Raw genomic sequence first — 15127 nt, 5'->3', positions numbered from 1 at the left:
GTAGACTCCAGTTGGTTACCGCCAAGCATCCAACTGAGCAATATCGCTCACATCGGCAGTGATCCATGCATCGTCTTTCGTGATGTCGGCGATAATCGCGATGGCAGAGCAGTTCCTATCATGCACCGCATCAATTGCGAAGACGATATTTGATGTGCGATTGCCATCCCGCTCACTATATGATGAATCAGGCATTTTGATAGTTTTATTTCGTTAATTTCTTGTCGTTTCTTGCTCACTAAGTCTCTTCACCTTCACATTCCCAGCCATAATAAAAGGAGATTCTGACCATTTCTTCAAATCCTCATCAGCGCGGCCTCTCACTACTCTCCGGTTGAGTTCTGCGATAAGTTTCTATTTGAGGAAGGGTGAAGTTTGTGTGAGTCCACGTTTACGGATTCTAAGTGACAAGCCTACCGGTGATGGCGGCACGGGATGCCAGGAAATGGAACGACGCGTTGGCATTGCCGATCGTGTATTCGACAGTCACGCCCGCGGGTTGGTTGCTCAAGATAGTTCGCTAAATGGTGCCCGATTACAATTAATTATTAATAAATACATAAAAAATATAATCACTATCTCATGGCGATAAAATACGAGACACGGTGGCGCGAGCAAGCGACCCACGGTGACAAGAATCAGAGAAAGAATCCTCGGAAGGAATTCTGCGACTTCTCGTACCCATAGAATTATATAAACGAACAGTGTCCTACTTAATAATGTCAACCAAGCGGAACGCTCTTAATTCACAGTGAGAGTACGACGGAGGTGATGAGATGGTGACATCCAAAAGTCCGTCAGAGCCATCAAGTTTGTCATTGGATGTCGTCCTCGGCGTCGTAGCCAGTGAGGATCGTCGCCTCATTTTGCGCTACCTCCGATCCACCCCTGATAGCGGCACAACAGTCGACGAACTCGTCGAATACTTAGCTAATCGAGCCAATCAGGGTGGAATCCATGATCGCGAACATATTACAATTATCCTTCACCACAGATAGTTGGCAAAGTTAGCTACTGTCGGGCTGATCGAATACGACGTTCATACCCAGCGTATCCACTACGTGAAACACGAGTTCGTTGAGACTTTGCTGGACGAAATAACTCGTTAGAATGACCTACTAAGTGAACAGTTCGCCAGTGTCGTACCCAGTTAGTTGTCTGTGGCAGTATCAATGATTTCGTCGTATGTGACAATCACATGGCAATTCGAATACTCGAAGCGCACACGACCGGTATCTAGCGAGGCAATGACGCTATTGAGGGCATCTGGATCAGTAGCGTCGTAGAGAGGAGGCGAGCGGAACTCATTTCCCCTATACGAACGAGCGTAAACGTATGCCAACAGGGGTCATCATCGCTGGCGGTCGGTCTATGCGCTTTGGCGATCGGGATAAAGCCGTCGCGAATCTTGCTGGTACGCCGATGATACGCCGTGTGGCAAACTGCTTCATCGATTCTGTTGACGCGCTGGTCGTGAACTGCCGGCCGGATCAGGTGCCGATGATTCGCGCGGCGCTGAAGGAGTATCCCCGCGAAGTTACTGTCGCGGAGGATCCGGAGCCCGATCAAGGACCGATGGCGGGTATCCGAACCGGCCTTCAGGCCGTCGATTCCACGTACGCCTTCGTTGCCGCATGTGATATGCCATTCATCGACCTGGGAGTTGTCGAACACCTCTTTGAGCGGGCAATGGGGCACGACGCGGCAGTTCCGCAGCTCGAAAACGAATGGTTTCAGACGACCCATGCCGTCTACCGTGCAGCGCCAATGGCCGAGGCGTGTGGCAAGGCGCTTGCGGCGGGCGACCACCGGATCATCGACCCGTTGTTCGAACTCGACTACGTCGTCATCGACGAGGAAGAGATTCGCGAGCACGGCACGATAGAAACGTTCGAGAACGTCAACACCCAGGAGGAGTTCGAAACAGCCACGAAGCGCTTCTAGTCCACGACAGCGACCAGTGGCTCGTCGTCAGTCATCCGTGTGAGCGCGACGTGGGGGACGTCCGCTCGATGGAGGACTTCGGCCGCAATATCACGCCCGACCTCTTCGAGCGCACCGTCATCGACCTTGTTCACCACCGGAATCACCGTCGCATCGTCGGGAACTCCCTTGAGGCCGCCCTGCTCATCGGCTAAGACGGTGGCAACGTCCTCCGCGGAGATGATATCGCCTTCCGACAAGCCGGTGATGGCCGCGACCTGTTCAGGTCGGTGGACGTATTCGTCAGTGAGCGCCTTGCCGACAATCTGCGCACTGGCTATCGGCAGAATCGTCCTCGCAGTCGACGGAATCTGTGGCTCACAGTCGCCAGGAGCCTTAAACTCGCTCATTCGCGCACCGTCAGCTTTCACAAGAATAGCATCAGCGATGTTCTCCTCCGCAAGAGTCGCGACAGTATTGGTGTCATACCCTTCGTAGCGGTCGTCGCGGTCGCGCCGAGGGACGAGGCCGAGCGGCCACGCCTTCGCCCTTTGGAGTGCCACGCTGGGATTTTCGGTCACAACTATCTCGCTGACATGCCGGTCGAAAACGGGGATTCGGACTGTCGCCGTCACGACGGCCCGTTCGATGCGTGCGGCGAGGGCGTACAGCGTCGATTTTTTGCCTCCTGCACCCACCGTGCACACCGTATCCGTTCCTGCGCCAAGCGCTTCTACGAGATTCATGCTTCCATTGACACCTCTTCCAATAAAAAAGTGCGTGGAGTTTTACTGCAGAGTCCGTCTGCCCGGGTGTGGACGAGGCCGAAAGACGATGAATGCCCTGATTCTATAACGGAACTGGTGATACTTCGGTTTCAACCCTTGTAGAACGATGCAGAAATGATAAACAATCTATCATATTAGAATCGAGTGAGTACGGACTGACGTGCGTCTACACCCGCCGTCTCCCTCAACCCACATGCCACAGTTTATATTTTGGAAGTACGCCGTTTGGACAGGGTCACTCTACGAATTGTTAGTGACGCTCTTGCGAATTCGATCGGCGATTTCGGCTCTAGAGATTTTGGGAGCATCCTCTTTCCACACTCTCGTGAGAACGAGATCTAATAGATTTAACCGCTCCAGTAATTGGCGAGCTTCATCCCGTTCAATGTTCAGTTCTCGCGTGACCTCGTGTATCGTTATCGAAGATTCAACTGCGTCTGCAAGATGATCAATCGACACCCCGTCCGGAAGTCCAATTCCGTCAGCGATGAGTGGCTGATTTCCGACATCTTCCACAGGGTCATCTGTATCTGAATCTAACCCATCCGTTATTTCATCCGACCGTCCGTCGGTGGTAGTCAACCCGGAATCGCTAGTCGAACGCTCAACATTGTTTTCGCCTTGCGTCATCGGGGAACCGCTATCGTCGCGTTCTGGTGACGCTGCGTTCTCGGCGTCAGAACTCGACACAGTGTTGTAGGTAGCCGGTTCGTGAATGCCCGCTTCGGTCATGTAACGGCGGACGGTCTCGGCCGAAACATCCATCTCGATCACTTCGGCCATCTCGATGAATGTATCGCACGAGTCGTAGATCCGTTGAAGGTATTCCGTGTCTTCGAACGGTGGGAGATCCTCGGTTCGTGCTGTATCGAACTCGTCCTCACGATTTGATTCTCCCTGAAATACCGGAGGATGGTCGGGCCACGGGGAGGGTTCAGCTTTTCGTTCGTCCGTCGGTTCTTCGACAGCATCCGTACTCAGATCCGCATCTACTGTCTCCTCTGAAGTGCTCTTACGGATTTGCTGTACTGTGTTTTTCTCTCTAGCGATACCCGGTTGTTCTGTCTCATCGCCGGGGGCGATGGTCACGACTGACGTCACCAGAATTGTTCCATCTTCGATACGCACGCTTTCTGCTTCTTCGACCGACACTCGCTCGTTTTCGATTCGGTTCGCCGTCGGGAGAGAAGACGCCGGAAAGTCGACCTGCAAACTACCATCTTCCTGAATCGTCACGGCCGTCGGCGAGAGAGCGTCCTCTGAATGGCCAGTCAGTGTCGCACACAGCGGAACAGCGACATCGACGGTAGCTCGGAGCTCACCCTTCGACTGGGAGTCGCTGGGTCGAGTCGCCTCTACGCGCTTTATCTCTGCCCGCCCCGACTCATAATGTTCGAGTGCTTGGGAGAGCCACCAAAACGTGTTACAAGTTCCCATGGGCATAGTTAACTCGATGGTGCACCTAACAGGGGAAATAGGTACATCATGAATTATCCGCATGTTTAAATAGCGCCCTTTAATTCGTAACTTTAGCGATAGTGATTTGCTTTCTCCAGAGGTACAATGGAGCGCTTAGGGGTAACCCGGGCGGTTTTAGCAATAAATCGCTCGAAAACCGGATGAGGTATTTAGCTAGTCTTCGGAGATTTGGAGGCGACCCAACCAGTATACGTAAACCTTCTTGTGGGCTTGTAGACTATAACCTGCTAGGGACGATATGGCTAAACGAACGGTAACACTGCAACGAATACATCTGAACGTACCGAAATGTTCGAGACGGAGTACACAACCCCAATATGTCTATCATCGTTAGATCATATATCGAACATGGACGACTCGCCCTCGTCCCTACGTTAAGAAGTCTCGATGAGGTCAAGATTAGAGTTGTCACACAGGGAACCACCAGTCCTGGAACCACCGTCTTCCCGTTTCTTATTGAATACGACGACCGCGCAGAACTCGAGGGGATACTCGACGGTGACCCGACGGTCAACGAATATGAGCTCGTAGATTGGACCAACGGGGCGGGAATCTATTATATTGAGCATACACCCCAGACGGAACTCATTAGCACGGTGGTAACGAATGTGAACGGCCTCTTAGTACACACGGAGACGAAGGGGAACGGCTGGCTTATCAGACTACTCCTGCCCGATAGGAAAGCTCTCAACAGCATCTGGGAGTACGCAAACGAGAACGAAATCACGCTTGACATCATCGAGATATACAGTAACGACGATACGAGAACTGAGATGTCTTATGGGTTGACCGACGAACAGATGATCGCGTTGAAAACCGCTTACGATAAGGGATACTTCCAAGAACCACGCGATATCTCGCTCAGTCAGGTTGCCGACGAAATTGGCGTATCATCGACAGCGATGAGTGGCCGATTACGCCGCGGGGTGCGGAATCTCATTGCCGCGACAATCTCGGAGGACGACAGCGAGGAGTGACCGTCGACGGTAGGGGCCGAGACGAGCTTGCCCTCGTTCCCGTCTTCGAACCCTGTAAAACACATGGATTGGGATGGTTCGTGTGCAACCGGGCTAACATTTAACAGTCAAATCTATTCTATACGAGCTGTGGGATATTCCTACTGTCGCAAGAGCGAATAAATAGTCAAAAGCAAGGCCCTTGGTGGGAGTAGACTTAGTCAATGCTCTCAGGGTCGGGATTTCCCTTGCCGTCTGTGACCATGCCGCTACTGGTGACGGCATTGGCGTCATCCTCCACGGATCGTTTCTGGATGTGTTCGGCGAACTGTTGAGATTGCAAGATTTCGTACTCGTTACTGAGTCCTTGGTAGACTGTGAAGCACATTACGATGAGAATGAGTGCTAACGGGAAGCCGGTCGCGATCGCTGCGGTCTGTAGCGCATTCAGACCGCCACCCCACAGCAAGAGTGCCGCGACGGCGCCTTCGGTGACCGCCCAGAAGATACGCTGTGTCTTGGGCACGTCGTGCTTACCGCCGGAGGTAAGGTGATCCACGACCAACGACCCTGAATCAGACGACGTAACGAAGAACGTTATAACGAGAAGCGTGGCCAGACTGCCGGAGATGGCGCCCAACGGGAACTGTTCCAGTAGAGCGAACATCGCGACAGTTTGTCCGGCTTCGTTGTAAATGGCGAGTGCTTGACCGTTACCGTTTAGCGAGTTAAACAGCGCACTCCCGCCGAACGTCGAGAGCCATATGGTCGAAAACAGCGACGGGAGGAACAGCACACCAATGACGAACTCCCGGACTGTTCGACCTTTCGAGATACGCGCGATGAACATCCCGACGAACGGGGACCACGCAATCCACCAAGCCCAGTAAAACACTGTCCAGCCAGAAACAGTGGCTGAACCATTGCCCTGTGTGCCGGTGAAGAAAGAAAGCGATAGGAAGTTTCCGAAGTAGGTGCCTAGACCCTGAACCCACGTGCCGAAGATGTATACCGTAGGGCCGACGAGAATCATGAACGTCAGCAAAATAAACATCAAGTAGAGGTTCACCGTGCTCAAGCGCTTAATACCGGCGTCAAGGCCTGCTGCAACAGAGGCCGTTGCGATGGCCGTGATTCCGGCGATGAGGATTATTTGTGGAACTATCCCCGTCGGGATATTCACGATGCCGAGGATGTTACCACCGACGTACGAGAGTCCGGTATTGACCTGAGCAACCCCGAGACCGAGTGAGGTCGAGAGGCCGAACAGGGTCGCGAACACCGTCACCAGATCGATGACGTGGCCCGGCCATCCGTAAATGCGCTCGCCGAGCAAAGGCCAGAAGATCGACCGGAACGTCAGCGGTAGGCCGCGGTTGAACGAGAAGAAGGCGAGGCCAAGGCCAACAAGGCCGTAGATGGCCCACGGGTGGAAACCCCAGTGGAAGAACGTCTGCGCCACCGCGGCTGACGCTGCTTCGCCAGTCTGCGCCTTGTAACCGAAGAACCCCGGAACATTCCCGTAGTAGTACAGTGGTTCGGAGACACTGTAGAACATGAGGCCAATCCCCATTCCGGCGCTGAACAGCATGGCCATCCACGAAAAGTCACTGAACTCCTTCTCGGCTTCGACGCCACCGATTCGGATCGACCCAAATTTCCCGAGTGCGAAGTACAGAATCGTCACCATGAAGATGTTTACTGCTAGGAGGAAGAACCATCCGAAGTTCCCCTCGAAGAAGCTACGAATCGACGAATAGATGTTGGCTGCCTGCGCACCGAGGATCAGGGTTACTACGGTAAACAACGCGATTAACCCCAACGCAACCGGAAAAATGACTGGATGGATGTCGAACCCGAACTTCTGAATGTTTCTATCACCAGGCTTCCGGTCGGACTCAGGGTGGAACAGCTCTACCTGCAACCCGCTCGACACTTCTCCCGTGGTCTCCTCATTTTCTGCCATACGTTGCCTCTGTTACGCGGAGTGGCTGCTGTCCATTCGATATCATTGTTCTTGCCCTGCGTTCTGGAACGTTTGGCACTTTTGTACCTCGTGGCGTTCCGACGTGAATTACATCCATTCGCTTCTGTCTTGACGTTCTATAGTGAGTGGTGGCACGCAGCCCCACTATCGATCAGGTCACACTGTATCGGATTGCGATGTGTTACACAACCTCAACCCCGTAATCTAATTGAAAACAGATAAAACTTCGGCACAGCCCGACCGTTGGCCACTGCATACTTACCGTTCGAACACGAAAATAAGCGCCCTCAGTCGACTTGGTGCAAAACGGCTATTACTGGTTTGTGAGCAGGACATGCATCAGGTGCCAGTCGAAAACAACTAATGAACGGTGGTTGATACATCGTGTTTGCCGTTTCGTTCGTTTCCTCGTGGCATTCACCGAACCACACGAGACGGATACAGGGCGGTGAGTCGATCTGTCGAACCCCGGAGGTAGTCACGTCCCCCAATCCCACCGGGAATTCTACCATCGGCATCGAGGCGGATGTGGAAAGCTCGGCGGCAGTATTTTCTTCCCTGACTGGGTTATCACCGATATGGTAATCCTATTAGCGACGGCCGCTGCCGGTCTCGTTCTACTTCTGTTTAGCATCGCACTGCTGGCGATGTCGTCTGGGAACTTGCAGGTGGCCGGACTTTGCTTTCTGAGCGCAGCGATCGTGATTTACCTCAGAGAAACGCGCCTCGTCAACTCGTGATGAGATCAGACACTGGGGCCATCACGCAGTGGTTGGCGTTTGACCGTGAGCGGTGTCACTTCTCTCGGCCATCATCGCCTCACCATGTCCCTCGTGCTCTTGGTGAAGTCGTTTTTCGTCATCTCACGACACGGGTGTACGGTGCGTACCCGAGAAGGCCGATGAAATAGAGCACATCTACGGGCGACCTGAGCGCGGCTGCAAAGTTCTGTTCCGTGGTCGGCGCCTTGCTTTGCTTCTTCGCTCCCATCGTTGGGGATTAAGATAGAGTCGTACGGAATCGATCGTATAGTTTGTCCTCTACAACCTGCCATCAAACGAGTTTCCGCCTCTTCTGGTTAACGGACGCGTCGAGGAACCTGACGGTCTTCTGCGGACTACGAACACTATTTATATGGTTTTTGTTATATCTTCGACCGAATAACCGGCCGTTTCGACAGCGTTGATTATGGAGTCCGCGTGTTCCGCGCCACTAGCTTCGACTCTGAACACCAGGTATGCTTCACCGATTTCCAAGTCGTCGACTGATCGATCGTGTCTGACATCGCGAATATTCGCCCCCTTATTCGCGATGATTCCGGATAATTCCTCCATCTTTCCAGGTCGGTCGTTGATGCGGACGCGGAGCCGAAGGAGTTGTCGGCGTTCGGTCAGCGCGTGAACCAGCACGGTTTGAAGTCTGGTCATGTCGAGATTCCCACCACAGAGTAGGGGCATCACCGTTTCGCCCGTGACGTCGAGATCGTCGCTCAAGATGGCAGCCACGGACGCTGCCCCCGCGCCCTCGACGACCTGCTTTGCTCGCTCCAGCAACAGAAGTATCGCTCGAGCGATTTCGGTGTCCGTGACGGTCACCACGTCGTCAACGTTTTGCTGGATGATACGCAACGTCGTTTCGGAGATGCCCCCGGTCGCGATACCGTCCGCGATGGTATCCACCTCGTCGAGCGTCACTGGCATTCCTTTATCCAAGCTTTTGTGAACCGTCTCGGCCCCGGTGGCCTGGACGCCGACCACGCGCGTCTCCGGCGAGAGATGCTTGATTGCCGTTGAGACGCCGCTGATGAGTCCACCGCCACCGATTGGCACAACGACCGTGTCGACATTGGGATTATCGTGGTACATCTCGATACCGAGCGTTCCCTGGCCAGCGATGATGTCCGTATCGTCGTAGGCGTGAACGAACTCGGCGTCGGTCTCCTTTACCACCGATTTGGCGTGAGTCATGGTCTCCTGAAAGTCCCTGCCGACGAGTTCGACGGTTGAGCCGTATTCCCGTGTCGCATCCACTTTCGCCTGTGGCGCATTCTCTGGCATGTAGATGGTCGAATTCGCCCCGCACTTCGTGGCGGCGAGCGCGACTCCCTGGGCGTGATTCCCCGCGCTCGCGGCGACGAACTCGTCGACGCCGCGCTCGACATCCTGTCGTATCTTATTGTACGCGCCTCTGGTTTTGAACGATCCGGTCCACTGAAGATGTTCCATCTTCAGATACACTTCCCCGCCGACGAATTCGTCCAAGGACGAACTTCGCTCGATCGGTGTTCGCTTGACGACGGTGTCGTCGCCGAGGCGTTCGCGGGCGCATTCGATATCCGCATACTGCACGGGAAGTTCGTCGGGTTCGCTTGTTGTCATTGGTTCGTAGTGAATTTAATTCGTGGTGGATCAGGGGTCATCCCTACGACGGTCATTGTGTGATACTTATACCGGGTTACTTACCTTAGTATCTTCCCCCGGCCGGGATCGAACAGTGGCTCGTCGCGAACTGTTGCGTCGTACAATCTTCCCTCACATTGTATCCGAACCGACGTTCCGGCCTTGGCGTATTCGCTCGGGACGTACGTGTAGACAATTGACTCATCGATTGAGTACCCGTAGTCGCCCGCTTGCACGTAGCCGATACTCTCTCCGTCTTTGAGTACGGGGCGGCCGCTCAGCATGATGTCCGTCGAGTCGTCGAGTGTAAGCGGAGCAATGCGTGCGTCGATTCCCTCCGCTTTTGCCTCTTCCAGTGCCTCCTTCCCGATGAAATCGGTATCCATGTCGACGGCGAACGGCAGGCCTGCCTCGAATGGATTCGCGTCGGTGTCGATATCCGTACCCCAGAGTCGGAAACCTTTCTCCAAGCGCATCGACTCGAGGGTGCCGCCACCCATCGGTCGAACGTCGAGATCGCGCCCGATCTCCCACAGTGTCTTCCAGAGCCGCTGGCCGTACTCGCTCGGGGCCCACAGCTCCCAGCCGAGCTCGCCGACGTAAGAGACACGCAGTGCGATGACGGGCACTTCTCCGACGTAGATTTGCTTGGCGCTGAAGTACGGGAAGCCGTTGTTGGTGACGTCGGAGTCGGTACACCGTTGAAGTAGGAGTCGGGAGTCTGGCCCCCACAACCCGATGGTGGACTTCGCACCCTCTTCGATGGTAACCGAAACCGTCGACGGGGCGTGATCCTCGAGCCAGTTACCATGGATTCCCGGCGAATTACCGCCGCCGGTGGTGACCATGTATTGGTTCTCGTCGAGACGGACGACGGTGACGTCCGCAAGGATGCCGCCCCCTTCGTTCAAGAGCAGAGAGTAGCGAATCTGGCCGATATCGATGTCAACATCGTTGCTGCAGACGCGCTGGAGGAACTCGCTGCTGCCCTCGCCTTCGACCATGATGGAACTGAACGTTGTCATGTCGAACATCGACACTTTATCACGAGTGTGGAGATGTTCGGCGCCCTCGATCGGCGAGCGGTTTACCGACTGCCAGCCGTTCTGTACAGGGATCTGATCCTGGTATCGCTCTACCAAATCCGCATTGTATTCATACCATTGCGGCGTTTCCCAGCCGCCGGCTTGATAGAACTCCGCGCCCAGTTCCTTCTGCTGATGGTAGAAGGGACTGGTGCGTAGGCCGCGATGGTTGTCTGGCTGCCAGCGTGGTTCGACAATACTGTAGACCTGTTCGTATCGCTTTGCCCCGCGGTCGACAAAGTAGTCTTTCTCACCGGTGTGGGGTGCGAACCGGCGGACGTGGATGCCGCCGGTGTCGACCGGCCCTGACGGGAGCCGCGGGACGCCGTTCTCCATCCACTCGGCGAGAATACGACCGTAGCCTCCGGAGTGAGTCCACCAGATGGCGAGCGCGGTCCAGAGTCCGTCGACCGCTGCCGTCTCACCGACGGCCGGCATCCCGTCCGGCGTAAAGACGAAAATGCCGTTTTCGGTGACGGCGTACTCTTTATCCCGGGTTGCCGGGAGGAGTTCGTCAAACGCCTGCTTGGCGGATTTATCGCGATTAGGATGGGTCGGGCGCTCCCAGTGTTTCCTCGAAAAGTCCCTGACCGATGCTTGGCGGCTCTCGCTATTCTTCCCCATCGTCTCGGGATCGACGGATAACGATTCGTGGTTGTACGATCCCATGCCGAGTGCGTCTCCGTGGGTTCGGAAGTACAGCGAGTAATCCTGGTCGCGGCCGACTGGACGATGTGGATCCTCGCTCATATACTCCTGAATGTCACGGTTACCCGGCACCTCGAGGCCGGTTGTATTGTCGCCGATGGTGGTTTCGGCGTCGGTTAGCTCGTCCATCGGTTCGGTGACGATGTATTGATGTTCGACAGGCGCAATCGGGAGATCGATTCCAGCGAACTGTCCAGTCTGGTACCCCCAGTTGTTCGTCGCGATGACACAGCGGTCGCATTCGATACGGCCTTTGTTGGTGATGACTGCCTGTATATCACCACCTGTCGTCTCTAAATCCGTCACCACTGTATCGCCGAAGAAGTCCGCCTGAGTATTCTCGATGTACCACCGAAGGGCCGCGATACCGTCGACGCGGCCGTCAGTTGGCGAGTAGTAGCCTCCAAGGATTTCATCCTCATTCACCAGCGGGAGGTACTCGGTCACTTCCTTAGGCGAGAGTAACTGCGGATTCGGTAGTCCGTAGGAGGTCGCCCACTCGACGCGTCGTCGGAGGAAGTCCATGCGCTCCTCGCTTCGGGCCACCTCGATGCCGCCCACTTCGTCGTATACCCCGGCGTCGGAGAACAACCGGCTCGTGTAGTAAGCCGCCTTCGCCTGGATCTTCGACGGGGACGTCTGAAACATGATGCCCGGTGCATGAACCGATGAACCGCCAGTCACCGGCAGTGGGCCTTGGTCGATAACGGTGACGTCGTCGCTGCCGAGTTCCGTCAGGTGGTACGCGACGCTACACCCGACGGCACCGGCTCCGATGATGACGGTAGCCGAGCGGGCTGGGAGATCCGTTGTACTCATACTTTCATGCTGGAGTGTAACTGTCACTATCTTAAATACACCGGTGAAGGTTCATCTGATGCGCCGATATCTGCTGCCATAAGGTTTCTATCCCTGGATGTCGTTCGTTTCGGTGTCTAACGGTTCGAACGACAAATCCGCGACTACTTGTTGACGCGAACCACAGTGTGACAAAAGAAGAATACGAATTGGTCTGCTCTCCGAGAGTCGATGACCGTCACTCGTGACCGTTAGGATACCAGTGGCTCTTCCCGGACGGTTGCGCCGTACCGGTCACCCTCGTAAAGTATCTCCACCTCAGTTCCGGGTTCAGCGTACTCGGGGGGAAGGTACGTGTACGCGACACAGGCTCCGACGGTGTAACCGTACTCGGCACTGTGGACGTAACCGATGGTCTCGTCGCCGTCGAGCACTGGTCTGTCGGTCAGTATCACTGCTTCCTCGTCGTCCATAGTCAGGCAGGCGATTTTGTGGTCGATATTGTCGCCTTCGCCAGCCGCGGCGACGGCCTCTTTGCCGATGAACTCGGTATCGAGGTCGACCGCCCAGTCGAGACTCGCCTCGGAGGGATTGTGCTCAGTGTGGAGATCCTCGCCCCACAGCCGGAATCCCTTTTCGATGCGCAGCGCGTTCAGAGCACCGTTTCCGTACGGTCGGATGTCGTACTCTTCGCCGGCGCCCAGAATGTGGTTCCAGAGCGTCTCGCCGTACTCAGAGGGCGTGTACAACTCCCAGCCGAGTTCTCCGGCGTAGGAGACACGCAATGCAGTTACGGGCACGTTCTTGATGAAGAACTGTTGGCTCGTGAAGAACGGGAAGGCGTCGTCCGAGAGGTCGACGGTGGCGACTTTCGAGAGAACACTGCGGGCGTTCGGCCCAGTACAGACCATCGCGGCCAGGCTGGAGGTGACATCGTTGACGACTACGTTCTCCGGAGCCTGATCGCGAACCCATGCGACGTGGTTGTTTCCGACCTCACGGCCGGTCGTGAGCAGGAGGTAGCGATTATCGTCCGTACGCGTGACGGTGATGTCCGCGCGGACGCCACCGCCCTCGTTGCACATCAGCGTGTACTTGACATCGCCGACATCGATGTTCATATTGTTCGTACAGAGACGCTGGATGAACTGGCCGGCATCGCTCCCGACGACCTCCATTTTGTTGAACGAGGTCATATCGTGGAGACCGACCTTATTGCGGACATGCAGTGCTTCTGCCCCCTCGATGGGCGACCAGTAAATGCTTTCCCAACCGTCACGCTCGGGGATTTGGTCACCGTATTCTGCTAGCAGGTCGGCGTTCGACTCGAACCACTGCGGTTCCTCCCAGCCGGCCTCGGCCCACAGTTCGGCATCGTACTTCTTGTGAGTGTGGTACATCGGCGTCCGGCGAATGTCCCGCTGTTTATCAGTCCACACCCACTTTGGGTGCATGATGTTGTAGACGATGCGATATTCCTCCCCGCCGATGTCGTGAGTGTAGTCCCAGCTTCCCTCGTGGGCATCGAACCGATTGACATCGGCGTGTGCGAGATCGATTGAACCGTCGGGCAGGCGTGGGATACCGTTCTCCATCCACTCGGCGAGGGCTTTCCCGGCACCGCCGGCGTGAGTGACCCAGATGGCCGCCGCAGCCCAGAGTCCATCGTACTCTTGGATTGGTCCCATCACAGGCAGGCCGTTCGGCGATTCGGCGAACATCCCATTGTACTTGAATTCGAGATCCTTGCCGGTCGTGGCGGGTATGAATTCGTCACTGGCTTGCCGTGGGGGTTTGTCCGGGCGATCTGGGTGAGTTGCGTTGTTCATGTGGTAGTCAGTGAATTCGTGAACCGACCCCTGCTCGCCATCCGAGTCGTTACCTCCCAACTCCTGAGGGTTCGGAACGATCGGCTCGTGATTGTATGAGCCGATGCCGTAGGTGTCACCGTGTGTCCGATAGTACATCGCGTTGTCTTGATCCCGCAGGATAGGCCGGTCGGGCCCGATAAGTAGGCGCTTTGCTTTCTCGCCGGAGACGTTGTGATAGTTCTCGAATAACGGGTGGTTGCTGACGTCAACCGCGCTGTCCGTCATTTCGTCAAGTGGTTCGGTTATTGTGTACTGGTGCTCGACGGGAGCGACCGGCAGGTGAACGCCGAGTTTCTCACCGAGCTGTCGGGCCCAGATGTTCGTTGCGATGACGACTTCATTGCACTCGATAGTGCCGTTCTCTGTGACGACTGCCTGCACCGAGTCGTTCTCGACCGTGACATCCTCAGTCCGGGTGTGCGGAACGAACTCTGCACCCCGATTCATCGCCGCCCGAGCTAGCGCATCACAGGCGATGACGCCGGAGACCTGACCGTCGGTGGGTGAGTAGTAGCCCCCGAGAATCACATCCTCGTTTACTAACGGGAGGTACTCGGTCACTTCCTCGGGCGAGAGGAGTTGCGGATCTTCGATACCCCAAGCTCTTCCCCATTCGACGCGACGTTGGAGGAAGTCCATGCGCTCCTCGCTTCGGGCCACCTCGATTCCACCGACCTCGTTGTAGGCCTGCTCACCGTCTTTTCCCTTGAGTGTGGAGTACAGCTTTCGGCTATAATTCGCGAATTTGGTGAGAATCTTCGAATCGGCGGTTTGGAACATGATGCCGGGTGCGTGAGACGAGGATCCACCGGTAGTCGGCATCGGTCCTTGGTCGACGACGACTACATCGTCTCGGCCGAGTTCTGTAAGCTGATACGCGATATTGCAGCCGACGATACCAGCACCGACGATGACGGTGTCGGCCTGGGTCGGCAAGCTGTCAGTCGTATTCATAAGTCTGATTCAAAAGTGGCTGTGGTGTGCAAATATAGTTACCGTCCAGTGTTGCTACGTCTCTTAAACAATTAGAAATTTAATAGTTTGAGTTTCTGGGGATTTCGGTGCGAGGCCGTCGTCTTAGCGAATCGAATATGGGTCTGATAGCACTCAAAGAATGATGGAACCATCACCTT

General features: G+C 55.4%; 11 protein-coding genes. 3 read left to right on the top strand and 8 right to left on the bottom strand.

Features of this window, described 5'->3' with window-relative positions:
- Positions 1–15: 15 nt before the first annotated feature.
- Together LIW51_RS20245 and LIW51_RS39335 are read right to left on the bottom strand one after the other, a co-directional pair.
- The gene (locus LIW51_RS20245) at positions 16–195 is read right to left on the bottom strand and encodes a DUF7556 family protein (RefSeq protein ID WP_227378236.1); all 180 of its coding nucleotides are present in this window, start codon (positions 193–195) and stop codon (positions 16–18) included.
- A 955-nt stretch (positions 196–1150) separates the two neighbouring features.
- On the bottom strand, positions 1151–1342 hold the full coding sequence (locus LIW51_RS39335; protein ID WP_227378235.1) for a HalOD1 output domain-containing protein: 192 nt from the start codon (positions 1340–1342) through the stop codon (positions 1151–1153).
- Here LIW51_RS39335 and mobA point away from each other — a divergent pair.
- Entirely contained in the window at positions 1336–1944 is a 609-nt protein-coding gene (mobA, locus tag LIW51_RS20235) for a molybdenum cofactor guanylyltransferase (protein ID WP_227378234.1), read from the top strand. The two genes, LIW51_RS39335 and mobA, sit on opposite strands and share 7 nt — an antisense overlap.
- On the opposite strand, the gene yqeC is transcribed toward mobA, so the two are convergent.
- Together yqeC and LIW51_RS20225 are read right to left on the bottom strand one after the other, a co-directional pair.
- A complete protein-coding gene (gene yqeC, locus LIW51_RS20230; protein ID WP_227378233.1) occupies positions 1941–2669 on the bottom strand; it encodes a selenium cofactor biosynthesis protein YqeC in 729 nt (242 codons plus the stop codon). The genes mobA and yqeC overlap by 4 nt on opposite strands.
- 282 nt (positions 2670–2951) lie before the next feature.
- Positions 2952–4148, bottom strand: a complete 1197-nt coding sequence (locus LIW51_RS20225) for a DUF8073 domain-containing protein (RefSeq protein ID WP_227378232.1) — start codon at positions 4146–4148, stop codon at positions 2952–2954.
- A 359-nt stretch (positions 4149–4507) separates the two neighbouring features.
- On the opposite strand from LIW51_RS20225, the gene LIW51_RS20220 reads away from it, so the two are divergent.
- A complete protein-coding gene (locus LIW51_RS20220) occupies positions 4508–5167 on the top strand; it encodes a helix-turn-helix domain-containing protein (RefSeq protein WP_227378231.1) in 660 nt (219 codons plus the stop codon).
- 196 nt (positions 5168–5363) lie between these two features.
- On the opposite strand, the gene LIW51_RS20215 is transcribed toward LIW51_RS20220, so the two are convergent.
- Positions 5364–7112, bottom strand: a complete 1749-nt coding sequence (locus LIW51_RS20215; protein WP_227378230.1) for a BCCT family transporter — start codon at positions 7110–7112, stop codon at positions 5364–5366.
- A gap of 599 nt (positions 7113–7711) precedes the next feature.
- Here LIW51_RS20215 and LIW51_RS20210 point away from each other — a divergent pair.
- Positions 7712–7873 carry a hypothetical protein gene (locus LIW51_RS20210; protein ID WP_227378229.1) on the top strand — a complete coding sequence of 54 codons (162 nt, stop codon included), beginning with the start codon at positions 7712–7714 and terminating at the stop codon, positions 7871–7873.
- Between the two features lie 390 nt (positions 7874–8263).
- On the opposite strand, the gene ilvA is transcribed toward LIW51_RS20210, so the two are convergent.
- The 3 genes from ilvA to LIW51_RS20195 all read right to left on the bottom strand — a co-directional run bounded on the left by ilvA (position 8264) and on the right by LIW51_RS20195 (position 14948).
- Entirely contained in the window at positions 8264–9511 is a 1248-nt protein-coding gene (ilvA, locus tag LIW51_RS20205) for a threonine ammonia-lyase (protein WP_227378228.1), read from the bottom strand.
- Between the two features lie 80 nt (positions 9512–9591).
- Positions 9592–12144, bottom strand: a complete 2553-nt coding sequence (locus LIW51_RS20200) for a GcvT family protein (RefSeq protein WP_227378227.1) — start codon at positions 12142–12144, stop codon at positions 9592–9594.
- A gap of 230 nt (positions 12145–12374) precedes the next feature.
- The gene (locus LIW51_RS20195) at positions 12375–14948 is read right to left on the bottom strand and encodes a GcvT family protein (RefSeq protein WP_227378226.1); all 2574 of its coding nucleotides are present in this window, start codon (positions 14946–14948) and stop codon (positions 12375–12377) included.
- Positions 14949–15127 lie beyond the last annotated feature (179 nt).

The sequence above is a fragment of the Haladaptatus halobius genome, from assembly GCF_020618475.1.
Taxonomy (GTDB): domain Archaea; phylum Halobacteriota; class Halobacteria; order Halobacteriales; family Haladaptataceae; genus Haladaptatus; species Haladaptatus halobius.
This window is presented reverse-complemented; position numbering and strand designations above follow the sequence as displayed.

Coding starts and splice junctions, on each gene's coding strand:
- LIW51_RS20245 (WP_227378236.1), bottom strand. CDS start 195: ATGCCTGATTCATCATATAGTGAGCGGGATGGCAATCGCACATCAAAT.
- mobA (WP_227378234.1), top strand. CDS start 1,336: ATGCCAACAGGGGTCATCATCGCTGGCGGTCGGTCTATGCGCTTTGGC.
- yqeC (WP_227378233.1), bottom strand. CDS start 2,669: ATGAATCTCGTAGAAGCGCTTGGCGCAGGAACGGATACGGTGTGCACG.
- LIW51_RS20225 (WP_227378232.1), bottom strand. CDS start 4,148: ATGGGAACTTGTAACACGTTTTGGTGGCTCTCCCAAGCACTCGAACAT.
- LIW51_RS20220 (WP_227378231.1), top strand. CDS start 4,508: ATGTCTATCATCGTTAGATCATATATCGAACATGGACGACTCGCCCTC.
- LIW51_RS20215 (WP_227378230.1), bottom strand. CDS start 7,112: ATGGCAGAAAATGAGGAGACCACGGGAGAAGTGTCGAGCGGGTTGCAG.
- LIW51_RS20210 (WP_227378229.1), top strand. CDS start 7,712: ATGGTAATCCTATTAGCGACGGCCGCTGCCGGTCTCGTTCTACTTCTG.
- ilvA (WP_227378228.1), bottom strand. CDS start 9,511: ATGACAACAAGCGAACCCGACGAACTTCCCGTGCAGTATGCGGATATC.
- LIW51_RS20200 (WP_227378227.1), bottom strand. CDS start 12,144: ATGAGTACAACGGATCTCCCAGCCCGCTCGGCTACCGTCATCATCGGA.
- LIW51_RS20195 (WP_227378226.1), bottom strand. CDS start 14,948: ATGAATACGACTGACAGCTTGCCGACCCAGGCCGACACCGTCATCGTC.